A 23,884-nucleotide genomic window follows, 5' to 3' on the forward strand; every position below is an offset into this window, starting at 1 on the left:
CGGCGAGGGAGGTCTGGCCACTTCCAAGACCAAAGTCCAGTTCAAAGACTAAACCACAGCCAATTACAGATCCAGACAATTATCGATACAATAAATGTAAAATCTGGAGCAATTTCAGCTTGTTAGGAGCGAATGTATGGAGTGGATCAGTAATCTTTTTGAACACTATGGATATTTCGTTTTATTTCTCGGATTATTTGCGGAGTCCTTGGCTATCCCCTTTCCGGGGGAGCTGGCGATGGCGATTTCAGGTCACTTATCTACGCACGGAAGCTTCAGCATTCCTTTAATTATTGCTTATTCTTACAGCGGAGCTGTAGTCGGCACGCTGTTAACCTATCTTCTAGGTTACAAGCTGGGAACGCCCTTCTTCGAGAAATATGGAAGATACCTTTTTCTTAATGAGGACCGAATGATCAAGCTGACAAGTTGGTTCGGCAAATATGGTGACAAGCTCATTCTAATCAGCTATTTTGTCCCTGGTTTACGGCATTTTACAGGCTATTTCTCTGGTATTCTAAGGGTTAAACTGCGCACCTTCATCTTGTATAATTGCACAGGCGGGATTCTGTGGGTTCTGACCTATGTCATGATCGGCAAGATATTCGGGCAGAAAATAGAGCTGCTGCTTCACCTCATCTCCCAGTATTCCTCAGTCGCTATTGTTGCGGGAGTGATTGTGGTGATATTAGGGCTCTTGATCAAGAAGAACTTCGGGGCTATTCGCCATTGGTTAAGAGCCTTAAGCCGTCAGAAGGAACAGGACTAAGGAGGATATGAAGTGGAGCTTTACATAAAGTATCTTGGGGACTTACCTTGTGATTAAGCCCTAATCGAATGAGTTAAGGGGAACCCGGCCTAGGCTGGTCCCCCTTTCTGTATATAGCTGGCCGTTCTATTTCGTCTCATCACGATCGAGAGAACTTATGAAATCCGTGAAGCTTGGGATACGACTGAGGTCGTACGACAGAATCTTCTCGGTTAGCTTTTCGTGTATACTCTGCTCCAGATCTTCTTGATCGGAGGGGTGGGCCATTCTGCTGTGTTTCTTAATCAGCGGAGAGAACTGGTGAAGGATTTGATAGAGCGCGTCCCGATCCCCTTGCTGGGCCTTGATCACCAGATCAAGAAGTGTATCATTCTCCATTTTGCGTGCTACTCCTTTGCTCTATTTAGGTTGTGGAAATCTGCATCTAATTCTTGGATAGAATGATCCAGCGAACTCAGTTTCTTTTCAAACCGGAAGAACAAATACCCGCTAACCACGATGGGAAAACCGACATTGTTAATGGCGTGCATCAGGAAATTGAGCAGTGCTTCATCCACTTTTCATCACCTCCTTTATCTGGACGGACGGAGGAGCGGAGTTTGTTCAGCGCTGACTGGCGTGTCTTGAATATCGCTTGCGGGCTCACCTGAAGACTTTCTGCAATCTCCGTGTCCCTGTAGCATAGAACATAAGACATTAGCACAATCTGCTGCTGCTTGTGGGTTAATAGGCGAAAGGAGCCGTACAGCTTCTCATCTTCAATGTTCTCGGCAAAGGCCGAATATTCCTTGAAATAGTAATCCACAGATGGGCCATAATCGAATAGGATAGAGTCATTACCGCCGCTTTCCTCAGAGCGGGGCTGGTCAATAATTAGCGGATTGCGCTTATGGATCCTGTGGGTGGACCGGATAAAGGAAATAGTGGACAACTGGACGATCGATGCTATATATCTTACAAAACGGAGCTGAAACAAATGCTGCCGGAAAGCCTCTTGGAGCCGGTCCCAGCTTTCTATATGGCCTTTGATAGCGTTTACCAAAATAGCGACATGGGGCGTGTGGCTGAAGAAGGACTTAATGACAGGATTGCGGAAGGCGGCTTCATGTACGGCTGCATATTTCTCAAAAATATTTAGCTCATCGCGGGTTAAAGCTCTTACTTTCATAAGTCTAAACCCCCTTCATTATATGAATGACCAGGCATCGTCTCTTGCATTCGACCCTATTAATAAGATATTAGCATGTTATCCAAAATAAACCTGTATTTGAACATACGTTCTTGTTTGAGCGAAAAAAAATATGAAAAGTCATTAGATATAGATTATTTCACAAATGGAATTAAATGGCATGAGGCTACAGACTGGTTATCACTCATGCAAATAGAAGGACTTTAGCTGGGAGGGGCGGCAAATAGTGGTGGCATTTCAGTGAATCGAGCCAAGCTAATTAGGGCAAAGCGACCGGCATGGATTTCAGTTATCAGAATCATCAACCTGCCACAACAACCCCTCCCTCTATTTATTTAAGCCTTTGGAATACACAGTGAGCTATGAAAGAAGCATCCATTGTCATTCCATATATTTAGCTTATAGTAATAAAGTGTCCTAAGTTTTGGGAAAAACAACCTATTTTACTTGCTGCCATCAATTTTGTAAATGAGATTTCTCTCACAAAACGTATGAACAGCTCTATCATTCACTTCATATGGTTAATTGTTTTCAGATGAGGAGGAGGTATCCCATGAACGAAGTTGCCGATCATCTTGACTATGGTCTTCAAATTGTTTTTATTGGCTTCAATCCTAGTCTGCGCTCAGGGGAAGTTGGGCATCACTATGCCAATCCCCGCAATAACTTCTGGAGAATTCTGCATAAGTCGGGACTGACGCCCAGGCTATATGAGGCTTCCGAGGATCGGGAGTTACTTAAGCTTGGGTATGGCTTCACGAATATTGTAGCCAGACCGACCCGTGGTGTTCAGGATATCTCCCGGGAGGAATACCGAGCTGGCCGGGAGATTCTGAAGAGCAAGCTGGAGCATTTCCGGCCGCAGGTTGCCTGTTTCGTTGGCAAAGGGGTGTATACGGAGCTTACCCGCAGGACGAAGGTGCATTGGGGCTTCCAGCCGGATTCTTTCATGGAAGGAATTCATGAATTTGTAGCTCCCTCTTCAAGCGGCCTGGTCAGAATGCCGATGGAGGAGATTATAGAAATCTACCGAAGGCTGAAGTCATTCGTCTCTCCAGAGTGGGAGTAGGTACGGTAATAGCCGGCAGTAATGCTGGGGCATTGCGGCCCCGGCAATAGAGGGCACTAATTGTGAATCGTTTCTGAGTCGCTTGCCAGTACGCGAAACAGCCTTGGCCGTGAATCGGCCAAGGCTGTTTGACACTTGTGACTACTTGGGAGCACCACAGGATGAGCTGAGCAAGGGCAGGAATTCCTCCTCCGGTAGAATTCGGATCTTTCGGCCAGAGGAGGATAGCTTCTCGGCCTTTCGAATCTTGCTGTTGCTCTTGGTCCCATTCTGATGCTTCACATAGTCTTTGGAACCCACGACTAGGTAGTGCGTATTGGGCAGCACCTGATCCGCAAGGAGTCCTCCCGCATCAGCCACCCGCTGCATCGCCTCCCGGCGGGACAGCGAACCGAGCGTGCCGGAGAAGACGACATTTTTACGATAAAGGGCATGATTCTCATCGAACTCCGATACGGAGGGGGCAATCTGGCTGGCCCTGACACTGCCCCCGCTGCTGCGGGTTGAGGCAAATGTGATATGGGTATAGTCCGGCAGAATGGAGCCCAGCCGGTATTCGCACCGGGCAGCGAGCTCGGGAGCAAGCGAAGCTTCGGCTGTCTCCATGCACTTCATAAATACAAGTGCGGCAGCTCTTGCATCTTCAAGTGCGTCATGATGGCGGAAGGCATCCAGATCCAGATGCCTGCTTATGGAATTAAGCCGGTAGCTGGTTAGCCCGGGCCATATTCTTTTGGCAAGCAGGTAGGAGCATAAATAGTTGAAGCCATCGCTTGACAGCTCATGTAAGGTCATGCAGTGCCTCAGCACACTCATATCAAAAGCGGCGTTATGCGCCACAACAATCTGGTTGTTAAGATAAGGTCCAATGGAGCCCCAAAGTTCCTTAAAAGTAGGAGCGTTCTCTACCATGTCTTCGGTGATCCCGTGAATCTGAACAACATAAGGATCAAAGTCATCCAGCGGATTGACAAGGGAATAGAACTCCTCCGTGATCTCACCGTCTCTGACGACCACAATCCCCACAGCGCACACGCTGCCCCGGTTCCTCATATTCGCCGTCTCAAAATCAATAGAGACAAAATTCATCGATGTGTCACCACACTTTCTAGTATGTGATTCTATTTTACACGAAATAGATTTGGTTTTTCTAATAAGGAATACATAATAATACAGAATGTTCTAAGAAGTATTTGACAGGTGATCATCTTGGAGGTATAATTATCTTAAATTAAAGATAATTGTTATTAAGATAAATATTTATGTGATCGGAGGGGAACGCTTATGAATAGCGATCAAGAGCTATCGTTGAAGCTGCTGGTTGTTTTGTCCAAATCCTACAAGATCATTATGGATCAAGCGGTCAAAGATATGAAGAAGTATGGACTGTCTACTTCTGAATTTACTGTACTTGAACTGCTGTACCATAAAGGGCAATTTCCACTCCAGCAGATTGGTGACAAGATTCTGGTGACCAGTGGAAGTATTACTTACAATATCGATAAGCTGGAGAAGAAAGGGCTGCTTAAGCGGGTTCCCTGTCCGGATGACCGGAGAGTAACCTATGCTGAAATTACGGAGGCAGGTCAGGCGTTGTTCGATCAGATTTTCCCTGAGCATGCAGAAGTGATTGAATCCTTAATGAAGGGTCTGTCAGCCGAAGAGAAGAATACGACAATTACCATGTTAAAGAAACTTGGTAAATCAGCCAAAGGATCCATATAACCTATTTTTTTATAATAAATCTTAAATTGAAGATAATTAATTTAAAACTATTTAAGGAGAGTGTTCACGATGACACAAAAAACCGCAGGAATTCACCATATCACCGCATTTGTTCGGGATCCACAGGAGAACGTTGACTTTTATGCGGGGGTGCTTGGACTCAGATTGGTGAAACAGACTATTAATTTTGATGCGCCGGAAGTCTACCACTTATATTTCGGTAACCAGATTGGCAGCCCGGGAACAGCCATTACATTCTTCCCATGGCCTGAATCCCGTCTCGGCGAAGTGGGCGGTGGTCAGGTTGGAACGGTGACCTTTGCTGTACCGGTAGGTGCGTTGTCCTTCTGGCAGGATCGTCTGCAGCGGCTGGGTGTACCGGCAGTGGCCTCACGGAGATTCTCCGAGTCTTATCTTAAATTCAAAGACTATGATGGACTGCAGCTTGAAATTGTGGAACGCGCAGAGGGCGCTGAGAGTGAATGGTCATTTGGCGGTGTCCCTGCGAACAAGGCGATCAAAGGGTTTGGCGGTGCACAGCTTCTAAGTATGGCGCCAGCTAAGACGATGGATCTGCTCGGGAATGTAATGGGCCTAACTAAAGTGGGCGAGGAAGATGGCTGGGTTCGTTATCAATCGTATGGAGATTTGGGTAATATAGTTGACGTTAACTCGGAACCGGTGAAGCTTGGAAGAGGCGGAAGCGGTACGATTCACCATATTGCTTGGCGTGCCGCGGACGATGAGGATCATGCCAAATGGAGAGCCCATGTTCTTGAGCATGGATTCAATCCTACCCCTATTGTCGACCGCCAGTATTTCAATGCCGTGTATTTCCGTGAAGCTGGGGGAATTCTATTCGAAATTGCTACGGATACACCAGGTTTCGATAACGATGAACCTGCGGAAGCGCTGGGTGAGAAGCTGATGCTGCCGGAATGGTTCGAGCCGCATCGGGCTGAGATCGAAGCAGGCCTTCTTCCATTCAAAGTCCGTGTACTGGAGGGCGATCAATCATGATTCATTTATTTAAAAAGGGTACGGATTCCTCGGCCCCAACTCTTCTGCTGCTTCATGGAACCGGGGGGACAGAGCAGGATCTGATTCCCCTTGCGGGACTGATAGATCCCAAGGCATCCTACCTAAGTGTTCGCGGGAATGTACTGGAGAACGGCATGCCGCGATTCTTCCGCAGGCTCGCAGAAGGGGTGTTCGATGAAGAGGATCTGATCTTTCGGACCGAAGAGCTGAACACTTTTCTAAATACAGCCTCGGCTCAGTACGGATTCGACCGGAGTAATGTCGTAGCCATCGGTTACTCCAACGGGGCTAACATTGCGGGTAGTCTACTGTTCCATTATCCGAACACTCTAAGAGGGGGGATACTTCATCATCCTATGGTTCCGCGACGAGGCATTCAGCTGCCTGACTTAACTGGAATCCCCATCTTTATTGGAGCAGGGTCCAATGATATGATGTGTCCGCCTGCAGAGACCGAGGAATTGGCTTCACTGCTGGAAGGGGCGAATGCCTCGGTAGAAGTTCACTGGGAACAGCGTGGACATCAGCTAACCCAGACAGAAGTGAACGCCGCGGCGGCATGGTATCAGAATAAGTTCACATCTTGAGCCTGTTAACCCTGATTTCATTTAAATAAGGAAGAAGCTCTGATCGGGTGATCAGGGCTTCTTGTGCTTTGGTCGTATTTATCTCTGGATAGTTATGGCAGATTGACTCCCCGGGAGGAGACATAGAGCTTGTACCATTCATCCCGGGTCATCATTCGCGACTGGCTCTCGGCATCCCGGCAGGCTCGAATCCGCTCGGGATTAATCGTGCCAATAACCGGTTGAATCTTGGCAGGATGTCGCATTAGCCAGCCGAGTACAATAGCTTCGGGAGTGGTCCCTTTATCATGAGCCATTTGCTGAACAAGCGCTGCAGTCGCTCTGATATTCTCAGGCTGATCCTCCAAGGGCCGTCCCGAGAATTTGCCTTGTGCAAGGGGTCCCCAAGCCTGAATCTGAATATGGCTTAATTGGCAGTATTCCATTAAGCCTTCGGAGAAGCCCACCGAGGTTCCGGCCTTCTGATTGACATGAACGCCTTGATCCAGGAAATCCAGCCGCTCCAGACTGAGCTCCAGCTGGTTAACGACCAAGGGCTCTGGGAGAGCTTGCTCCAGGAAGCGGATTTGGGCTGCATTCATGTTAGAGACTCCGAAGTAGCGTACCTTGCCTGTGGATTTCAGCTTGCCGAAAGCCTCGGCTACTTCATCCGGCTCTACGAGCGGATCAGGGCGGTGAAGGAGCAGAACATCGAGATAGTCCGTGCCAAGTCTCTGAAGAATTCCGTTCACAGACTCCAGAATGTGTTCCTTGGAGAAATCAAATCGGCCAGGAACATCCTCGTTCCCAAAGCGGATTCCGCACTTGGACTGAATGACAATCTGTTCACGCATCCCCGGTCTGGCTTGCAGAATTCGGCCAAAGGTCTGTTCCGCCTTGCCACGGGTATAGATATCTGCATGGTCGAACATGGATATGCCGATAGATAATGCGGCATCCACCGCTTTCTCAGCTTGAAGCACATGCTCCTGGGTGATTGGCGCATCGTTCCATTCCCCGCCAAACGGCATACAGCCCAGAATAAGGCGGCTCGTTGATATTCCTCTTTTCTCAAGCGGCATAATTCTCATAGTTACCATACCTCCATAGTTATTCAAGGATGTTAATCGGTCTCTCTAAACATACAGCTTGAAGAACGGCCTTTCAAGAAAGCAACGGAATCAGAATTGTAAAACCGCGTCTTACGTAGATGGAGGGCCCGAAGTGCTGCCTTGATCGTGCTCAGGTGGGATTCGTCTGTACAGCAGCCGGGATACCGCAATTCCAACCGCACCGAGACCCATGAACAGAATAGCTCTGATTGCTATAGATACACCTGGAAGGTCGATATAGATGACTTTGGCCAGCGTCAGGAACAAGAAGAAGATCCCTGCCATTCTTACGCTGCGCTTCTTCAGAACATTGCCGGAGATGATGATGCCTGCGGCATACAGCGCCCATAATGCGGATAGTATAAGGTGCCTGCTGTCAAAGTCCAGCTCCCGTGTAAGAACATCATCAATCTGAGTCATGAATATTAGGAACAGAATCGGAACCGCCCAATTCCAAACGGGACGTTTTAATAGGAAGTAAGGCAGCACAGGCAGGCCGCTTAGCACTCTTGCAACAAGGGCTGCAGAACCTAGCAATACGATCCAGGCTGCGGATTCTAGTGAGATGACTTCCTGAATAGGATGGAGTGCTAACCATAATAATCCCGAAGTGTAGATTACTCCGCCTATCACAAGCTGCAGAGTTCGGCGAGGCTTCATTCCGAGCAGAAGGGTCAGCGTCCCCAAAGTGATAAGGGCAGCGGCAAGACCGGCAGCATGTAATACATCGAAGAGCCAGAGGAACAAGGCGAAAGAGGCTATGCTGGCGTGAATGGAGTAGTCTTTTTTCCAAATGAAGTTCCAGAGAGCAGTTATGCTGTAAATAAATGCCCAGATGGCAGTCACAATCTCGTAAATGATCGCTCTATCTCCATGAAACAGGAGAGCTGTCCAGCCTGAGAGCAGTATGAACCCGGTGAATAATAGAAATGGGATGCCGCGGGTTAGAATGAGCGGCCTAAAGAATGAGAGGACAAATAAGCCCAGGTATTGAAGCATCAAAGCAGTTAAATAAGCATAACGAATGGCTTCCGTGTCTGAACCCAGATACAGGGCGAACAAAGGGATATGAAGCATAAAGAAGGCGGTGAAGTAAGAAATCCGGAATGAATATATTGCCGCGATAACCATGATCGCAACCGAGAACAGCGCCTCATAGCCTGCGAAGATCCAGGCGTCAGGTACCTCCGAGCGGATCAAAAAGGGAATTAAATAACCGCCCACCATTGTAATCATGATAAGTACTTGAGACCTGTGCCGGATGGCGGTGAAGACACCTGCCCCTATAGATAGAATATAGAGAACGAATGAATGTGGAGCCGGAATCAATTCATATAACATATGGGCTGCAAACAAGGTAAGCATAAGAATCGCGATGGACCCGCCCTGAAGAACCTGGCCGAGCGCCTGGCGTTTGTGACGGAACTGAATCTCCCCGTACCAGAACAGGAGTGCTGCAGCGCCAAGTCCCATTATGCAGCGGGCAGGTTCGGTAATAATTCCCGAGCTTACAGCCGCACTGAATCCCCACAAGATGCCCAGCAGCAGTACAAGCACAAATACTCTCGGCAGCCAAATCCGGGCAATCAAATGCTCCCAGTCAATCGGGGGTTCGGGGACGTGAGAGTGAACGGTACTGTATACCGGTTCATTGCGACGATCTGCTTGGGGGACGTTGCCTTCTTGCCGTGTTTTCGGGAAAGGCCGCACTTTCTGATCCTTGCTCTGGTGTTGCTGCAGGCGTTCAAGCTGTCTTTCCAGACGCTGCACTTTCTTCTCTAGCTCATCAACCCGGCGATGGATATCCAAGACTTAGGCACCTCCTTTAAGTTGCCGTACAACTATGCTGCTGCCGTTTTCATAAATTTGGTAATAGTATATCACGAATTCGGGTCTGCAAATCCACGTATGCGCTTTGCCTACCAATATTTTCGTATCGATAGAGCCATCTTTTTCTGATAGTATTGCGGGGGTCAATCAGTTATTCAGAAGAGGTGGGCTATGGTGAGGCAGGCAAAAGTGAGAACAGCGGTATTATTGGTCATTTGTATATTAAGCGGTATTCTGGGTACACAGAGCCAGGTCTCTGCGGGAGCAGAGAATCTTCCATTCACAGACCTCAGCGGTGCATACGGAACTAACGAGATTGCTAGTCTATATAACAAGAGCATTATGAAAGGAACCTCTCAAACCCAGTTCTCTCCGGACAGGCCGATTACGCGGGCCGAGAGCTTGACTGTGCTGATTAGGCTGCTGAAGCTTGAACCGGTACAGGGAGCCGTTGCCGCATTCACGGATGTACCTGCAAGCAAGTGGTATTACGGTACGGTGCAGGCGGGTGTAGATCTCGGAATAACCGAGGGGACATCGTCAACTAAATTTGCTCCTGAGCAGCCTTTAACTCGTCAAGAGGCGGCGGTATGGCTTGTTCGGGCTTTGAAGCAATCGGATACAACAGTCGAGACAGCGCCAGCATTCAGTGATAAAGGGGAAATGGCAGCCTGGGCTGTACCATCGATTGCCATCGTACAGGAGTTAGGCCTGATGAAGGGGGATGGGGGAGCGTTCCGTCCAAATGATCCGATTACACGCCAGGAGACGGCGGTCATGATGGCAAGAGTTCTGGAGACCCGCGATTGGTCCTCCAAGATTGACCAGCTGCCTGCTTCAAGGATCGAGATGGGCTGGCAGTACGGACAGACCACAAGCCAATATGAACAGAGTATCCTGAAGTCGAATGTGAATACCCTTTCTCCGCGGTGGCTCTTTCTGGAGAAGAATGGGACGATCAGTCAGTCGGTCGACCGATCGCTTGTTACTTGGGCGCATCAGCATAACAAGGTGGTATGGGCGATGCTTGGCAACCGATTTGATGCCGACGCCACACATAGTATATTGGCAGATAAAGTCAAGTCAGCGGCAGTAATCAAACAGATTGGGGATCTGGTTCGGAATTACAGCCTGGATGGGATTAATTTTGACTTCGAGAATATATATCCATATGACAAATCCGGCTTGACCTCATTTATTCAAGATCTTGCGGCACGTCTTCATAACGAACAGGCGAAGCTCTCCGTCTGTGTCTCACCAGATTTGGGGACGGATTGGACAGAAGCGTTCGATTATGCGGCGCTGGGCACAGCAGCGGACTACATGGTGCTGATGGGATACGATGAGCATTGGGGAGGGGGAAGTGTGGCGGGTTCAGTATCTTCACTGCCTTGGCAGCAAAGCGGACTGGATCGGCTTATTGCTAGTGTCTCTGCCAAGAAGGTAATACTAGCCCTTCCATTCTATACGAGAGATTGGTCACTGAATAAAGATGGCTCAGCAGCTTCCTCGGCAGAGCTGACTCTGGCACAGCAGAATAAGCTGATGTCAAGTTATAGCCTTCATCCTAAATGGAACGGGGCTGTCCAGCAGTACACGGCCGAATATACGCTAGGAAGCGTTCGCCACCGGATTTGGATGGAAGATGGCCGTTCCCTGTCAAGGAAATATGTAATGGGGGCAAGCCGCCAGATCGCGGGCTTCGCGTATTGGTATATGAACAGCGAGAGCGCGGATGTCTGGTCGGCTCTGCGAAATGCTAACCGGTACACCGGGTACTCATTCTGAGGATTACTTCCCTCTGCGGAGCACTTGATTCAATACCTCGGATAAAATAAGTCCCATAGCTATGGCGCCCGAGATTAGAAACGCCTCGGCAGCGAGTTGGACGGCTGTGTTATATTCGTTCTCGACAAATTTGCGCATAGAATCATAAGCGAGGCCGCCGGGGACCAGAGGAATTATACCGGCAACACTGAATATAATGACAGGCATCTTATAGAATCGGGCAAAAAACAGGCTGATCATTCCCACAATCGCGGATGCGGAGAGTGAAGCCAGAACTGGACCAAAGCGCGGCTGCAGCATGAGATAGATCACCCAGCTCAGCATGCCAGCAAGGCCGCATTGAAGCAGGGAGCGCTTAGGCGCGTTGAACAAAATTGTGAACGCGGAGGATGCTATAAAGCTGGCGACCAGCTGGGCTACCATAACCATAACTGAAGACCTCTTTCATCTTAGAAAAATATAAACACTACGGCGATGCCCGCACCAATGGCGAAGGCGGTAAGAAAGGCTTCCGCTCCGCGGGAGAGACCGGATACCAAATGGCCAGCCATTAGGTCTCGGACGGCGTTCGTGATCAGAAGGCCGGGTACGAGGGGCATCACCGAGCCGATGATGATCTTGTCAAGTGAGAGTCCGATCCCTGCACGGACCAGCAGCACGGAGACCAGACCTACGAGAAAGGCGGCGAACAATTCGGCGAAGAATTTGACCTTCACCAGCCTATGAAAATATATGACGGCAGAGTAGCCGAGTCCCCCGCTAACAAGGGAGGGGAGAAGATCCTGCCATCCGCCCCGGAACATGATCATGAAGCAGGCGCTTGCAATTGAGGCCGCGGCAATCAAGACCCACACGGGAAAGGCATGGGCGGCATGATCTATTCTCATCAGTTCCTGATGTGCTTCTTCTGCCTGAATCATACCGCTGGTGAGCTTGCGGGAGACACTGTTCACAGCCGTCACCTTCTGCAGATCCGTGGTTCGTTCAGCAATCCGGATCAGCTTCGAGGATGCTTCGCTGCCCGCTTGAAATATAATCCCTGTTGGTGTTACATAGCTATGGGAAATGGGGATACCGAGACTTGTGGCAATCCGTGTCATGGTATCCTCCACACGGTAAGTTTCGGCCCCGCTTTGCAGCATGATTTTACCGGCTAGCAGACACAAATCAGTAGCCGTGTCAATATCGGCTTTATGATTTGGTTTAGAAATTTCCGGGGTAAGTTCCAAATTGATCTACTCCTCTTGGCTTGCAACTCGATTTGACCGTCCACATTATATCATGTGGAAGCAGGGGGCGGCATGTTTAGCTTGGTGGAGAAAGGGTAAGTGATGAATAAGTGACGCAAGTTATAAATGTGACAGAATTATAAAAATAATTTGAACAAATTATGAACATTTTGTTGCGGTTTGTGGTATACTTAATTCATAAGCAAGCCCTTTCAACATTTAACCAGGAGTGATGAACATGTCAGCTAAAGTATATCCTTTCAGTAAAGTTCAGCAAATGAAAGATGATGGCTATACCGTTGCTTTTTATATGACCGTAATATCCTGGGCGCTCCTTGCATTCGGTGTTGTGCTGTGCCTCTTCAACTTATCTGAGTTCAACGACCGTAATCTGGCCTTGATGGGCGGCCTTGGCGCTATGATCTCCAGTGTATTCGTGTATACGATCGGAACCTCGATATATCTGGTTCAGTCCAATTCGAATAAGAATGATAATTGATTAGCTTTCAAGCGAGATAAAAAATTATTAAAAACCCTTTAGACTGATGTCTTAAAGGGTTTTTTTGCGTCCATATTAATAGTTGTGAACACTTCGTGAAAATAATGCCTTCAAATGGAAAGGAATTTATGACGATTTGGTTAACACGTGACAAATCTCACATGCAATCTGATAAACTGAAACAGCTTTGATGTGTATGGGTAATTTATATTAATAAGTACAGCTTGAACTTGGATATCCATTCGGTTCATTCTGTACCTGATGAAGAGGTGATGGGAAAATGAAAAGCAAGCGGTCCGGCTGGAAACTGCTCACGATTCTGGTCTTGAGCTATGCTGTGATCATCGCAGTGTCCGTAGCCCTCGGATGGGATAAGTTCATCGTGCTTGATCCGAAAGGACCTGTGGCTGAAGTTCAGCAAAAGCTGATCATTCTAACAGGACTAATATGTATGGCCGTCGTGATTCCAGTTATTGTTCTCATGGTGTTCATTGTATGGAAATACCGGGATACTCCAGACAATGATGCGCCTTATCAACCTAATTGGCATGATAGCAAGCTGCTTGAAACCATTTGGTGGGGGATTCCAATCGTTATTATTATTGTGCTTGGTATCTTCACTGCGCGCGATACGTATAAGCTTGCCAAACCCCCTGTAACGGATGCGAATCCGATTACGATCCAGGTTACTTCACTGGACTGGAAATGGTTGTTCCAATACCCGGGACAGAAAATTGCGACTGTGAACTATGTGCAAATTCCGGCAGGCGTTCCGGTACGCTTCCAGCTGACATCGGATGCTCCGATGAACTCCTTCTGGATTCCACAGCTCGGCGGTCAGGAATATTCGATGCCAGGTATGGCTATGCAGCTGTGGCTGCAGGCAGACAAGCCAGGCAAATATTTCGGCTCTGGTGCTAACTTTAGTGGTAGGGATTTCGCTCATATGCAATTCGAGGTGGAGTCCAAGCCACAGGCAGAATTCAATGAATGGGTGAAACAGGTCAAGGCTTCTTCACCGGAGTTAACCAAAGAGGGTTACACTCAGCTGGCGAAACCAAGTACGGCCAAACAAGAGTTCTTCTCGTCCTATCCGGATGATCTGTACACCGAAATTGTTGATAAGAATGGCGGTATTTATATGAATCACAGTATGGATAGTATGAATTCCGGCAGTTATAACGGTTCAACAAAACCATAATGACAGGCGAAAGAGGGTTACGTAATGTGGGAAAATATTAAAGATTTCGCCTCCACTTTTTTCGTCACCGGTGATCCGCTAATTTATGGTGCGGATGTGTCCATTGCACTGACGAGTATCGCAATCGTCTTTGTTCTGACGTATTTCAAAAAGTGGAAGTGGCTTTGGCGGGAATGGATCACAACCGTCGATCACAAAAAAATCGGTATCATGTATCTCATCGCTTCACTGCTTATGCTCTTCCGCGGCGGTGTCGATGCGCTGCTGATGCGTACACAGCTGGCTCTGCCGAACATGAAGTTCCTTCAAGCAGATCACTACAATGCTGTATTTACAACTCACGGTACGATCATGATTCTCTTCATGGCGATGCCGCTGATGTTCGCCTTGTTCAACCTGGTTGTACCTTTACAGCTGGGTGCAAGGGACGTAGCTTATCCGTTCCTGAACTCGATGAGCTTCTGGCTGTTCCTTATGGGAGCCATGTTGTTTAACTTGTCCTTTGTCATCGGGGGTTCACCTGATGCCGGATGGCTTAGCTATCCGCCGTTATCCGAACTGTCTCACAGTCCGGGAGTCGGAGAGAACTTCTACATTTGGGGGATTCAGATCTCAGGTATCGGTTCCTTGGCAACAGGGATCAACTTCCTGGTAACCATCTTGAAGATGCGTGCACCAGGTATGAAGATGATGAAGATGCCGCTGTTCTCCTGGTCTGTACTTTCCAGCTCGATCATGATCATCTTCGCGTTCCCGATTCTGACCGTTACGCTGGCTCTGCTCTTCCTGGATAGATTCCTGGGGGCTCACTTCTTCACCATGGATCTGGGCGGCAATCCGATGATGTATGTCAACCTGATCTGGATGTGGGGTCACCCGGAAGTGTATATCGTGGTTATTCCGGCATTCGGTATCTTCTCTGAGGTTGTAGCAACCTTCTCGAAGAAGAAGATATTTGGTTATAAATCGATGGTATTCTCTATGATGCTCATCAGTATTGTATCCTTCTTCACATGGGCCCACCACTTCTTCACGATGGGTTCCAGTGCGAACGTTAACGTGTTCTTTGCCATCTCGACGATGGTTATCGGTATACCGACAGGGGTTAAGATCTTTAACTGGCTGTTCACGATGTTCCGCGGGCGGATTACCATTTCACAGCCGATGCTGTGGACTCTTGGATTCATCCCATGTTTCGCCGTGGGCGGGGCAACCGGTGTCATGCTGGCTGTAGCTCCTGCCGATTATCAATACCACAACAGTTACTTCCTGATTGCCCACTTCCACCAAGTGCTGATCGGGGGCGTTGTGTTCGGTTATCTAGCGGGGATGTACTACTGGTGGCCGAAAGTATTCGGATTCAAACTGGACGAACGTCTTGGTAAATGGGCGTTCTGGCTGTGGAACATTGGTTTCTATGTATGCTTCATGCCGCAGTACGCACTCGGCTTCATGGGTATGACTCGTCGTCTGTACACTTACGGATCAGACACTGGCTGGGATCTTGGCTGGGCACCGCTTAACCTTGTATCCACAGTGGGTGCGTTCCTGATGGGTCTAGGATTTATTTTCCAAGTGTGGCAGATCAGTTACAGTATCCGAAAAGGCGAGCGCGACCTCACTGGGGATCCATGGGGTGGACGGACGCTCGAATGGTCCATTCCATCTCCTGCGCCAATGTATAACTTTGCGGTAGAACCGCAAGTGACTACAGATGACGCATGGTGGAAAGTCAAAGAAGACAGAGCGAAAGGCATTAAGCCCGCACCTGTCAAGTATGAACCTATTCATATGCCGAAGAACTCGGCGATACCGTTCATTATGTCGGTATGCTGGTTTACTGCCGGATTCGGCTTTGTATTCGATTGGATGTGGATGGCAATTCCGGGTCTGATCGGGGTAGCAATTTGTTTGCTGGCACGTTCCTTCTCGTACGATACGGATTATTACATTCCGGTTGATGAAATTGAACGCACTGAGGCAGCTTTAAGAGGGAGGACCGTCTAATGGCACACGCGACAGCAGAGCATTCCCACGCGCATGAAGCCCACGAGAGTCACGAGTCCTTGAAGGTGCTTGGCTTCTGGATCTTCATCGTTACCGATATCTTGATATTCGGCACATTATTCGCCTGCTATGCGGTTCTTCATACGCATACGAACGGCGGACCTGGCGCCAAAGAGCTATTTGAAATGCCAGGGGTTATCGCAGAGACCTTTATCCTGCTTACAAGCAGCTTCACAAGCGGTTTGGCTGTGCTTGCCATGCATAAAGGCAAGGTGAAGCAGCTGATCGCTTGGCTGGCCGTGACCGCGGTTCTGGGCGCTGCCTTTATCGGGATGGAGCTTAATGAGTTTGTTAAGATGGTCGAAGAAGGCCATAAGATCTCAAGTAATGCATTCCTGTCTGCTTTCTATACACTGGTTGGTACACACGGTCTTCACGTATCGATTGGTCTTGTATGGATGATAGGGCTCATGATTCAGTTGTCCCGTAGAGGCGTTACTGAAGTGACTACCCGTAAAGTAACAAACCTCAGTTTGTATTGGCACTTTTTGGATGTCATCTGGATCTTTGTCTTCACCGTCGTATATTTGATGGGGGTGATGTAAGATGAGTCAGCATAATACCGGACATGAACATGCCTCAGGTGAGGGACATGGTTCACTGAAGTCTTATGTGATTGGTTTTATTTTCTCCATCGTACTGACGATCATTCCACTCTTCATTGTTATGAATGGTCTGCTTAACAAAACTCAGACTGTCATCACAATTATGATTATGGCCGTTCTTCAGCTTATCGTTCAGCTCTTCTTCTTCATGCATATCCGTGAAGGCGAGAAGCCAAGATGGAACGTCATGACGTTGATCGTTGGGATTATTATCGTACTCACAATTGTAGGCGGATCGATCTGGATCATGTCCTTCAACTCTACAGTACAATAGTAAGAAACAGCTCCAGATCATTTGAATCAGATTACAGCGCAGGACGGGAAGGCGCCCTGTATGGTGATCAAATATTAGAAAGCCGGGTCCTATAATGGGCCCGGCTTTCTCTTTATATAGATAATATTTATGATCCTATGGATTTCTACATTTGCGATCAAGGGGTACTCGAATGTGAAATGTATACTAAGCCTTCACTTTCTCGATCACCATCAGGCATGTGCTGTCAGGAAGCGGTGCCGGCATACCCTGCTCGTCCATGAACAGGACCCTGTTCTGGAGAGCTTCCGTATAACCTTCTTGAAGAAAATGACGGTTCTCCACAATTAGAGCGGCGTCTCCCAGGGCTGAATGGATGAAATCCAAGTAGCCGCTTGGAGTGAAATAACCGAACTGCTCCTGGACTTCGTGAACATAAGCCTCTTCTCCCCAAGTGTAGGTGTAGAGGAACTCCATAGCATCATTAATCGGCATCTGTACTTCCTGTTCGCCGCAGATTTCAAACTCAATATTTCGCCCGGCAAAATCTTTCTTATACCTCTGCAGCCATTCCAGCCCGTCCGCTTCCAGAAAGCGAATGCGCCGCTTGAGCGTAGCTGGCTCAGTCATAATACCGTCCCTGATAATAATCCTTCCTCCTGCAGGGAGGACCTCGAAAGCACTGATCAGGGCTGCCGCGATGGTATCATGATTGAATCGCCTTCCTTCAAACTCAATATAGGAATACATCTCATGAAGGATGGACGAGAAGATGATGGTGTCTGCCCGGCCTGGCTTCACATAGCTGGAGAGATGGAGAGCATCTCCCTTGAGCACATTCCAGTTGTGTCCCTCTAGCTGCTTCTTGCGTTCAAGCGCTTCAATGACATTGGCTGAGATATCGATACCGGTTGCCTGAATATGAGGGAGCTCCCGCTCAATCAGATCAAGCATTACACCTCCGCCTGGACCAATATCAATGGCCCTGTCCCCAACGATATATTCCAGAATTACTTTCTTGTAATCGGCTGTCTGGTTCATACCTGCAAGGTAGTCCTCTTCGTTATGGAAGCGGTCATAGGCGTCACGCCGAAGGTCAAACAGGTCGAACAGCATGAGGACTGCCTTCTCATAGAGGGGCGACTTCTCTGCCTCGATACAGAATTCAATTAGCTTCTCTGCCGCAGGAGAGAACTCGAATGTGAAGAACAGGGTATCTGGAATCTCTGGATGATGCTGAAGGGCGTGCTTGAGATGCGGACTTGCTATGCTTTGTCCGTTCACGATCATCGGCAAGGAGAGATCAAGCAGGTACTTTTCGATAATCCGTTTCTTATAGACATTTATTTTCTTGGTGCCCTTATAGTCGTAATACATTAGATTCATCAGTCTCTCGAAGCTGACATGACGTACCGGAAGGACGGTAGTCTCATGCCTTACAGCTAGAAGGAGTATCTTGATGAATTCGTCCAGTGAGAAATCCTGTAGAGCCGATTCTACATACCAAAGCGTCTGTGTCTTCATTGGATCAAGACTATGCTCAAGGTCTATCTGCTCCTGGATCAGGCTGATCTCTGTGTCGAAACGTTCACCGTTACGAATGGAAAGAGTTCTTAGCAGTCGCAGCCGCTGGAGTACAGTTGGCTCCCCTGAATAGGTATGATAAGCAATCTGCTTAATCAGCGCCTCTACTTCTCCCTTAATTGAAGCCCATAGGTCCTCGGACACCCCGGCGATAATGCATTGATTGAGAGGAAGCAGGATATTCACAAGTTCATCCGGAGAGAGCATACCGGTGCTTACCAAGTCCTGTAGAGGTTCATTCTCTATAAATGGAACCTCACCACGGAGCTGTTGACCGATGAGTCCATGTGTCGCAACCAGGGTATTAATGACTTTAAGGCGTTCATTTTGAACTGTTGAATGATTCTTCTCAATATAAATTTGAGCAGAGCCGATATTATGTACAAATAGATTTATACCTTGCTTCTGCCAGGCTTTGCGCTGACGAAGGGTGCCTCCTTTGGATACCTCGGACCAGATGAGTACTTCTTCTATAATCTCTTTGATCCAGAAGGACAAGGGAAGCTTATCCAGAATAAGTAAGGTTCTTTCAACATAATCGAGCACCGGATTAACATCTTCCAGTTCGTGAAATGAGTGGATACGCTCCAGATTGAAGATGGTCTGTTCTGCGGTGACAATATAACTCAGCCATTCGTTATGGCTCGTAACTGATTCATGACCTTCACGATAATCAGCAATTGCTGAGAGTGATGCAAGCATCGATCATTCCTCCTCTGCAGGTTCTAGTATCAAATTATAACAAAAGACAGGCCAGGGATGAATTCATCCCGGCCTGTCCCTGATAACCTGATAATTATTTGATCGTCTCCGGCTCTTTGTAATCAACACCAAAGGTATCTACGGTGACTTTCTTCATGACCTGCTTGGTGTTAGGGGCATCATTGGCGTCGCGGGGTTGGTTCACAATCTCATCGACAACATCCAGGCCATCGGTTACTTTACCAAATGAGGCGTACTGGCCATCCAGGCTTGGATAATCGGCTGCCATAATAAAGAACTGGGATCCGGCTGTATCCGGCATCTGGGTTCTGGCCATGGAAATGACGCCGCGCGTATGCTTAAGGTCATTCTCGAAGTTATTTTGGGTGAATTCGCCCTTTATGTTGTAGCCAGGACCACCTGCACCTGTGCCTTCAGGGTCCCCGCCTTGAATCATAAAGCCGGGAATGACACGGTGGAAGATGGTTCCATCATAGAAGCCCTTTTTGACTAGAGAGATGAAGTTGTTCACCGTGTTCGGTGCAACTTTAGGATAGAGCTCCACTTTAATGGTTTTGCCGCTGTCCATCTCAATGGTTACGACCGGATTCTTGCTGTCTTTGTTCGCAATTTTGTCCTGCAGACTTTCGGCAGCCGTATCTTGGCTAGTCTCGACTGGAGCGGCAGGGGCAGCCTGGGACCCGATATCAGCGGCCTTCTTCTTGCCCCCGCAGGCTGAGAGTACGAGGACGAACATCACCAGCATGATGATGAAGATCGGCCGGGTTTTCATTGCATTCTTCATTTGTTTTCTTAATCTCCTTTGTATTTGTCTCAGGATCTATTATACCTTCTTTAATCACAGGAGAGAAATAAGCTGATAGAACTTGAGAAGTTCACGCTGTCATTCTTCAAGTATGCTATGCTGGAAACAATTGCGTAAGATATTCATAACACTGCCTATTCAACATCATGAACGCATGCGAGGTATCTTCTATGTTTGAGAAACTAATTAATAATTTTACGCTGTTGACTTCGTTTCTTTTCTTTGGAAATATGGCCCGGACTCGCTTTCTGAAAGGGAGACTGGATCATAAACTGAATCTTTTTATAAGCGGGGTTGCCCTTGGATTGTTTGGACTGCTGCTGATACACTTCGCTTTTCCGATCAACAGCCTGGTTGTCGCGGATTTCCGGCAGCTTGCCATTATAGTGTCCGTATACTTGGGAGGAGCCGTATCGGGGTTCTGGACGATGCTCATCATCGCGATATACAGACTGATCTTTCTTCACGGACTGAGCTCGGCCTCCATATTCGGAGCCTTGAATGCCGTGGTAACGTTCCTGGTAGCGGTTTGGCTGCTGCCGTCGCAAAGGAAATTCAAATTGAGCAAAGGGGTCCTTGTACTGGCTTTGTCACTGGTCACATCTCTAGCCACGTTCTATTTCACTTTACACGGGAACATAGTTGCTGTGCTTATTCCGTTCTCCTTGCTATTCACACTTGCAGGCATGTTCACCTATTACCTACTGAGGTACTTAAGAAGGTCGGATGATCTGCTCCGTATGATGAAGGAAGCGGCACACCGGGATTTCCTTACAGGTCTGCATAACCCCAGAGCATTTAAAGCTTTTTTCGATTCCAAGGTGGAAGCCAGTTACAGCGAGCCGGATGTGTTCTCCCTGCTTGTCATCGATATCGATCATTTCAAGCAAGTCAACGATACGTATGGACATTCGGCCGGGGATGCTGTACTCTCCCAGCTGGCGAATGTACTTCGGGATACGTTTCATCCTGGAGATTACATTGCCCGTAAAGGTGGAGAAGAATTTGTGGTCATCGTGGACGACTGCGGGGTAGACAAAGTATGGCAAGCAGCTGAGAAATTAAGGAGAAATGTCGAGAATCAGATCTTTGTCCTGCCTGAAGGTGAAAGCATTTGTGTGACGATATCAATCGGCGCTTCAGTCTATCCGGATATTGACCAAGAGCAACTGTTCGAGAAAGCGGATCAAGCGTTATATGCCGCCAAAGAAGCAGGGCGAAACCAAGTTTGTCTTATAAGCAATTAACATTGAGGAAGAATACCCATGGTATTTCTTCCTCTTTTTTGTATGGTTTGCTTCTCTTTGTGCCAAAATAGGTAAACCGTGAATGAAATGGAATTTTACAAGAGGAGGGAATTGCACATGCCAGGTAGCAGGAAGGAATCAGACAGTCTTCTGAAGTGTGCTCGGGAGAAGTTGTCCAAGAGTTCGGACTTGGAGCAGCGCTGCTTGGGCACCTCTGATCAACAGGTGAACCTTATTTACTTGCGAAGTGTATCTAACTCCGACACGGTGAACCAGTTTGTGATTAGCCCTTTCTTTGAAATGAAGGACGAGAAGGTCTATGAAGATTACATTGCTTCTTTTCCTGGAAGTAAGTCAAGTAATGAGATGAAAGAAATCCTGGAGCTGTTGCTTGATGGTTATATAGGTATTTTTTTTAATGAGGACAAGGTGTATTTGTTTGATGCTGTTCGTGTTGAAGCAGGGCCTGTAGAAGATGCACAGACAGAGGTTATCGTTCAGGGGCCATCAGATTCTTTCAATGAGAGCCTTGATGTAAATATGAATTTGATTCGGCGCCGTTACCAGTCGGGTGATCTGAAGGCGGAGACCACAACAGTCGGTCACAAATCGAAGACCAAGATAGCCATTATGTATGATGAGACACGGATTGATCCCGAGGTGTTGAAAGAATTAAAAAAACGTCTGGATGGAATCTCGATTGATATTCTCCAAGCTGCGTCAGAACTGGATAAGTATCTGTCAGGCAATAAATATCGCTTGTTCCCTACAACGATTGTAACTGAACGGCCGGACCGGGCTGTCTTCAACATTTCGGAGGGGAAGATCGTCCTTATTGTGGATACTGCGGGATTTGCGGTCATCCTGCCTGCGGTGTTTAATGATTTCTTCACTGCCATGGATGACAAGCTTCAGGTGCTTCCGGTTGGATGGTTCCTCAAGGGGATTCGCTATCTTGGACTAATTCTTACCGTACTAATTCCCAGTCTATATGTGGCGTTCACCTCGTACAATCCTGAGGTATGGAAGGTGCAGATTGCGTTGTTAGTGGCGGGCAGCAGAGCAACCGTTCCCTATCCCTCTTATATCGAAGTAATAATTATGCTCCTCATGATGGAATTCCTGACCGAGGCGAGCTTACGATTACCTAAAGCCATCGGCCCAACGGCTACGACTGTAGGCGGGCTTATTCTGGGGACGGCTGCTACAGAAGCGGGGCTTGTCAGCAATATTATGATCATTCTCGTCTCGGCGGTGGCGATATCCAACTTTGTCATCCCGATGAATATGATGGGGTTCACGGTAAGGGTAATCAAATATCCCTTTATTCTTCTGGCTACTCTATATGGCTTCTTGGGAATTGTGCTCGGTTTAGTCAGTGTGATCATGTATCTGTCTAGTCTGCGGAGCTTTGGGAAGCCTTATTTCAAGATATTTGCACTTGAGAGAGTCAGAATGAACAATGCACAGAGGGAGAGAGATAATGGTTAAGAACAAATATTTTTACTTTCTCTTTCTACTTAATGCCTTGATCAATATTGTCAATTTCGTACCTCGGGGGCTAATTGCAGAGCGCTTTAACGGAGCTATGATGGCGATTGTAGTCTCTGTTCCAATCGGACTAACGCTTATGTATCTGTGCGTTAAGATGTTGAATAAATTTCCCGGTGAGGGGCTGCCGGAAATTTATAACGCGAACTATCCGAAGCTGGTATCCAAAGCCATGCTATTCGGTCATACGTTATTCTGGTACATGGCGGGATTAATTACCTTAATCTCGTTCGTAGACGTAACGATGAGGTATATTACCAGCGATGTATCGTCACTTTTGATTATGATTGGCTTTCTGGTTGTTGTCTGCCTGGCTATCCGTTTAACAGCTGAATCGATTCTCTATGCCCTTGAAGTAGTGATTATTCTTAATGTGCCGATCATCATCTATGTCTTGATCAAAGCGCTTCTGAATCCTATGTTCAGCTGGGATGCGGTCATGCAGGTAATCACCTACTCATTCAAAGTACCCTCATATGGAGCGATTGCTGATGCCACCTTCATATTCACCGGGTATCTTAACTTAGCCATCTTTAACCGGACATTTAACAAGGTTCGAATAAGACATATCTGGTTGATTGGTGTTGTGGGATTCTTAGTTCTAATTACATCCGTACTTATACCGGTCGGTTATCAAGGGACCTTGGGTGTAGAAAGACACGTATACCCGTGGTTCTCCACGGCGGATGTGCTCCGTACGAAGAATTTCATTATTGAACGGGTACTGTTCTTCTTCTACTTTACTTATTTGACGTTATCGCTAGTGAGCTCCATCGTTCACTGGCATGTGGCACTTGAGATGTTTAAAGGCGTATTTACGATTAAAGAGAAGAAGAAGCGAAAAGTTGACCCGGAATGGTGGATGATCCTGGCATTCTGTATTGCTGCCTTGTTCGCATTGAATACAGGTCAATTTCTCCGGAATCGTGCTGGGCTTTGGTTTCTAAATATTCGGCTTGTTGCTGAAATATTTCTTATCGCAAGTGTATATCTAGCTCATAAATTGAGGGGGGCTAAGAAACGTGAATAGA

Annotated in this window: 24 protein-coding genes; 14 read left to right on the plus strand and 10 right to left on the minus strand. The window is 47.6% G+C overall.

From position 1 onward, the window contains the following. Positions 1 to 136: 136 nt before the first annotated feature. On the plus strand, positions 137 to 769 hold the full coding sequence (locus ACRRNK_RS04470) for a DedA family protein (protein ID WP_433945605.1): 633 nt from the start codon (positions 137 to 139) through the stop codon (positions 767 to 769). 126 nt (positions 770 to 895) lie between these two features. On the opposite strand, the gene ACRRNK_RS04475 is transcribed toward ACRRNK_RS04470, so the two are convergent. From ACRRNK_RS04475 to ACRRNK_RS04485, 3 genes are read right to left on the minus strand one after another with little or no spacing between them, the layout of a single operon-like run. After that, positions 896 to 1,147 carry a helix-turn-helix domain-containing protein gene (locus ACRRNK_RS04475; RefSeq protein WP_433945606.1) on the minus strand — a complete coding sequence of 84 codons (252 nt, stop codon included), beginning with the start codon at positions 1,145 to 1,147 and terminating at the stop codon, positions 896 to 898. 8 nt (positions 1,148 to 1,155) lie between these two features. Continuing rightward, positions 1,156 to 1,326 (minus strand): YvrJ family protein, encoded by a 171-nt coding sequence (locus ACRRNK_RS04480; protein ID WP_433945607.1) that lies wholly within the window; start codon positions 1,324 to 1,326, stop codon positions 1,156 to 1,158. Then, positions 1,299 to 1,937: a hypothetical protein gene (locus tag ACRRNK_RS04485; RefSeq protein WP_433945608.1), complete on the minus strand. Its 639-nt coding sequence runs from the start codon at positions 1,935 to 1,937 to the stop codon at positions 1,299 to 1,301. The genes ACRRNK_RS04480 and ACRRNK_RS04485 overlap by 28 nt, the downstream gene beginning before the upstream one ends. A 574-nt stretch (positions 1,938 to 2,511) precedes the next feature. On the opposite strand from ACRRNK_RS04485, the gene ACRRNK_RS04490 reads away from it, so the two are divergent. Continuing rightward, positions 2,512 to 3,027 carry a mismatch-specific DNA-glycosylase gene (locus ACRRNK_RS04490; RefSeq protein WP_433945609.1) on the plus strand — a complete coding sequence of 172 codons (516 nt, stop codon included), beginning with the start codon at positions 2,512 to 2,514 and terminating at the stop codon, positions 3,025 to 3,027. Positions 3,028 to 3,168: 141 nt separating this feature from the next. Here the strand turns inward: ACRRNK_RS04490 and ACRRNK_RS04495 are convergent, their stop codons facing one another. After that, positions 3,169 to 4,116 carry an exonuclease domain-containing protein gene (locus ACRRNK_RS04495; protein ID WP_433945610.1) on the minus strand — a complete coding sequence of 316 codons (948 nt, stop codon included), beginning with the start codon at positions 4,114 to 4,116 and terminating at the stop codon, positions 3,169 to 3,171. A gap of 195 nt (positions 4,117 to 4,311) precedes the next feature. On the opposite strand from ACRRNK_RS04495, the gene ACRRNK_RS04500 reads away from it, so the two are divergent. From ACRRNK_RS04500 to ACRRNK_RS04510, 3 genes are all read left to right on the plus strand, one after another. Beyond that, on the plus strand, positions 4,312 to 4,752 hold the full coding sequence (locus ACRRNK_RS04500) for a MarR family winged helix-turn-helix transcriptional regulator (protein ID WP_433945611.1): 441 nt from the start codon (positions 4,312 to 4,314) through the stop codon (positions 4,750 to 4,752). Between the two features lie 69 nt (positions 4,753 to 4,821). Beyond that, positions 4,822 to 5,772 (plus strand): ring-cleaving dioxygenase, encoded by a 951-nt coding sequence (locus ACRRNK_RS04505; RefSeq protein ID WP_433945612.1) that lies wholly within the window; start codon positions 4,822 to 4,824, stop codon positions 5,770 to 5,772. Further along, positions 5,769 to 6,380 carry an alpha/beta hydrolase gene (locus tag ACRRNK_RS04510; protein WP_433945613.1) on the plus strand — a complete coding sequence of 204 codons (612 nt, stop codon included), beginning with the start codon at positions 5,769 to 5,771 and terminating at the stop codon, positions 6,378 to 6,380. The genes ACRRNK_RS04505 and ACRRNK_RS04510 overlap by 4 nt, the downstream gene beginning before the upstream one ends. A 92-nt stretch (positions 6,381 to 6,472) precedes the next feature. On the opposite strand, the gene ACRRNK_RS04515 is transcribed toward ACRRNK_RS04510, so the two are convergent. Further along, complete coding sequence (locus ACRRNK_RS04515; protein WP_433945614.1) at positions 6,473 to 7,450, minus strand: aldo/keto reductase; 978 nt, start codon at positions 7,448 to 7,450, stop codon at positions 6,473 to 6,475. 111 nt (positions 7,451 to 7,561) lie between these two features. After that, positions 7,562 to 9,280, minus strand: a complete 1,719-nt coding sequence (locus tag ACRRNK_RS04520; RefSeq protein WP_433945615.1) for a DUF2339 domain-containing protein — start codon at positions 9,278 to 9,280, stop codon at positions 7,562 to 7,564. Between the two features lie 192 nt (positions 9,281 to 9,472). On the opposite strand from ACRRNK_RS04520, the gene ACRRNK_RS04525 reads away from it, so the two are divergent. Beyond that, complete coding sequence (locus tag ACRRNK_RS04525; RefSeq protein ID WP_433945616.1) at positions 9,473 to 11,089, plus strand: S-layer homology domain-containing protein; 1,617 nt, start codon at positions 9,473 to 9,475, stop codon at positions 11,087 to 11,089. Positions 11,090 to 11,092: 3 nt separating this feature from the next. Here the strand turns inward: ACRRNK_RS04525 and ACRRNK_RS04530 are convergent, their stop codons facing one another. Continuing rightward, complete coding sequence (locus ACRRNK_RS04530; RefSeq protein WP_433946802.1) at positions 11,093 to 11,512, minus strand: threonine/serine exporter family protein; 420 nt, start codon at positions 11,510 to 11,512, stop codon at positions 11,093 to 11,095. 26 nt (positions 11,513 to 11,538) lie between these two features. Beyond that, the gene (locus ACRRNK_RS04535) at positions 11,539 to 12,318 is read right to left on the minus strand and encodes a threonine/serine exporter family protein (RefSeq protein ID WP_433945617.1); all 780 of its coding nucleotides are present in this window, start codon (positions 12,316 to 12,318) and stop codon (positions 11,539 to 11,541) included. 238 nt (positions 12,319 to 12,556) lie between these two features. On the opposite strand from ACRRNK_RS04535, the gene ACRRNK_RS04540 reads away from it, so the two are divergent. The 5 genes from ACRRNK_RS04540 to cyoD all read left to right on the plus strand — a co-directional run bounded on the left by ACRRNK_RS04540 (position 12,557) and on the right by cyoD (position 16,964). Beyond that, a complete protein-coding gene (locus ACRRNK_RS04540) occupies positions 12,557 to 12,817 on the plus strand; it encodes a hypothetical protein (protein ID WP_433945618.1) in 261 nt (86 codons plus the stop codon). A 280-nt stretch (positions 12,818 to 13,097) separates the two neighbouring features. Then, entirely contained in the window at positions 13,098 to 14,018 is a 921-nt protein-coding gene (locus ACRRNK_RS04545; protein WP_433945619.1) for a ubiquinol oxidase subunit II, read from the plus strand. Positions 14,019 to 14,042: 24 nt separating this feature from the next. Continuing rightward, the gene (locus tag ACRRNK_RS04550) at positions 14,043 to 16,025 is read left to right on the plus strand and encodes a cbb3-type cytochrome c oxidase subunit I (RefSeq protein ID WP_433945620.1); all 1,983 of its coding nucleotides are present in this window, start codon (positions 14,043 to 14,045) and stop codon (positions 16,023 to 16,025) included. Beyond that, positions 16,025 to 16,630, plus strand: a complete 606-nt coding sequence (gene cyoC, locus ACRRNK_RS04555; protein ID WP_433945621.1) for a cytochrome o ubiquinol oxidase subunit III — start codon at positions 16,025 to 16,027, stop codon at positions 16,628 to 16,630. Before ACRRNK_RS04550 ends, cyoC begins: the two co-directional genes overlap by 1 nt. A 1-nt stretch (position 16,631) precedes the next feature. Next, positions 16,632 to 16,964: a cytochrome o ubiquinol oxidase subunit IV gene (gene cyoD, locus ACRRNK_RS04560; protein ID WP_433945622.1), complete on the plus strand. Its 333-nt coding sequence runs from the start codon at positions 16,632 to 16,634 to the stop codon at positions 16,962 to 16,964. Positions 16,965 to 17,150: 186 nt separating this feature from the next. On the opposite strand, the gene ACRRNK_RS04565 is transcribed toward cyoD, so the two are convergent. Together ACRRNK_RS04565 and ACRRNK_RS04570 are read right to left on the minus strand one after the other, a co-directional pair. Beyond that, complete coding sequence (locus tag ACRRNK_RS04565; RefSeq protein WP_433945623.1) at positions 17,151 to 19,229, minus strand: class I SAM-dependent methyltransferase; 2,079 nt, start codon at positions 19,227 to 19,229, stop codon at positions 17,151 to 17,153. 94 nt (positions 19,230 to 19,323) lie between these two features. Then, positions 19,324 to 20,034 carry a peptidylprolyl isomerase gene (locus tag ACRRNK_RS04570; RefSeq protein WP_433945624.1) on the minus strand — a complete coding sequence of 237 codons (711 nt, stop codon included), beginning with the start codon at positions 20,032 to 20,034 and terminating at the stop codon, positions 19,324 to 19,326. 191 nt (positions 20,035 to 20,225) lie between these two features. Here ACRRNK_RS04570 and ACRRNK_RS04575 point away from each other — a divergent pair, with 191 nt between their 5' ends. From ACRRNK_RS04575 to ACRRNK_RS04585, 3 genes are all read left to right on the plus strand, one after another. After that, positions 20,226 to 21,302, plus strand: a complete 1,077-nt coding sequence (locus ACRRNK_RS04575; RefSeq protein ID WP_433945625.1) for a diguanylate cyclase — start codon at positions 20,226 to 20,228, stop codon at positions 21,300 to 21,302. Between the two features lie 117 nt (positions 21,303 to 21,419). Continuing rightward, positions 21,420 to 22,793 (plus strand): spore germination protein, encoded by a 1,374-nt coding sequence (locus ACRRNK_RS04580; protein WP_433945626.1) that lies wholly within the window; start codon positions 21,420 to 21,422, stop codon positions 22,791 to 22,793. Beyond that, positions 22,786 to 23,883, plus strand: coding sequence for a GerAB/ArcD/ProY family transporter (locus ACRRNK_RS04585; RefSeq protein ID WP_433945627.1), 1,098 nt, complete (start codon positions 22,786 to 22,788; stop codon positions 23,881 to 23,883). Before ACRRNK_RS04580 ends, ACRRNK_RS04585 begins: the two co-directional genes overlap by 8 nt. Position 23,884: the final 1 nt, after the last annotated feature.

The sequence above is a fragment of the Paenibacillus sp. SN-8-1 genome, from assembly GCF_050995535.1.
In the GTDB taxonomy this organism is placed as follows: domain Bacteria; phylum Bacillota; class Bacilli; order Paenibacillales; family Paenibacillaceae; genus Fontibacillus.

Excerpts from the sequence above, each read along its gene's own strand:
- ACRRNK_RS04470 (WP_433945605.1), top strand. The coding sequence starts at position 137 with ATGGAGTGGATCAGTAATCTTTTTGAACACTATGGATATTTCGTTTTA.
- ACRRNK_RS04475 (WP_433945606.1), bottom strand. The coding sequence starts at position 1,147 with ATGGAGAATGATACACTTCTTGATCTGGTGATCAAGGCCCAGCAAGGG.
- ACRRNK_RS04485 (WP_433945608.1), bottom strand. The coding sequence starts at position 1,937 with ATGAAAGTAAGAGCTTTAACCCGCGATGAGCTAAATATTTTTGAGAAA.
- ACRRNK_RS04490 (WP_433945609.1), top strand. The coding sequence starts at position 2,512 with ATGAACGAAGTTGCCGATCATCTTGACTATGGTCTTCAAATTGTTTTT.
- ACRRNK_RS04495 (WP_433945610.1), bottom strand. The coding sequence starts at position 4,116 with ATGAATTTTGTCTCTATTGATTTTGAGACGGCGAATATGAGGAACCGG.
- ACRRNK_RS04500 (WP_433945611.1), top strand. The coding sequence starts at position 4,312 with ATGAATAGCGATCAAGAGCTATCGTTGAAGCTGCTGGTTGTTTTGTCC.
- ACRRNK_RS04505 (WP_433945612.1), top strand. The coding sequence starts at position 4,822 with ATGACACAAAAAACCGCAGGAATTCACCATATCACCGCATTTGTTCGG.
- ACRRNK_RS04510 (WP_433945613.1), top strand. The coding sequence starts at position 5,769 with ATGATTCATTTATTTAAAAAGGGTACGGATTCCTCGGCCCCAACTCTT.
- ACRRNK_RS04515 (WP_433945614.1), bottom strand. The coding sequence starts at position 7,450 with ATGAGAATTATGCCGCTTGAGAAAAGAGGAATATCAACGAGCCGCCTT.
- ACRRNK_RS04525 (WP_433945616.1), top strand. The coding sequence starts at position 9,473 with ATGGTGAGGCAGGCAAAAGTGAGAACAGCGGTATTATTGGTCATTTGT.
- ACRRNK_RS04530 (WP_433946802.1), bottom strand. The coding sequence starts at position 11,512 with ATGGTAGCCCAGCTGGTCGCCAGCTTTATAGCATCCTCCGCGTTCACA.
- ACRRNK_RS04540 (WP_433945618.1), top strand. The coding sequence starts at position 12,557 with ATGTCAGCTAAAGTATATCCTTTCAGTAAAGTTCAGCAAATGAAAGAT.
- ACRRNK_RS04545 (WP_433945619.1), top strand. The coding sequence starts at position 13,098 with ATGAAAAGCAAGCGGTCCGGCTGGAAACTGCTCACGATTCTGGTCTTG.
- ACRRNK_RS04550 (WP_433945620.1), top strand. The coding sequence starts at position 14,043 with ATGTGGGAAAATATTAAAGATTTCGCCTCCACTTTTTTCGTCACCGGT.
- cyoC (WP_433945621.1), top strand. The coding sequence starts at position 16,025 with ATGGCACACGCGACAGCAGAGCATTCCCACGCGCATGAAGCCCACGAG.
- cyoD (WP_433945622.1), top strand. The coding sequence starts at position 16,632 with ATGAGTCAGCATAATACCGGACATGAACATGCCTCAGGTGAGGGACAT.
- ACRRNK_RS04565 (WP_433945623.1), bottom strand. The coding sequence starts at position 19,229 with ATGCTTGCATCACTCTCAGCAATTGCTGATTATCGTGAAGGTCATGAA.
- ACRRNK_RS04570 (WP_433945624.1), bottom strand. The coding sequence starts at position 20,034 with ATGAAGAATGCAATGAAAACCCGGCCGATCTTCATCATCATGCTGGTG.
- ACRRNK_RS04575 (WP_433945625.1), top strand. The coding sequence starts at position 20,226 with ATGTTTGAGAAACTAATTAATAATTTTACGCTGTTGACTTCGTTTCTT.
- ACRRNK_RS04580 (WP_433945626.1), top strand. The coding sequence starts at position 21,420 with ATGCCAGGTAGCAGGAAGGAATCAGACAGTCTTCTGAAGTGTGCTCGG.
- ACRRNK_RS04585 (WP_433945627.1), top strand. The coding sequence starts at position 22,786 with ATGGTTAAGAACAAATATTTTTACTTTCTCTTTCTACTTAATGCCTTG.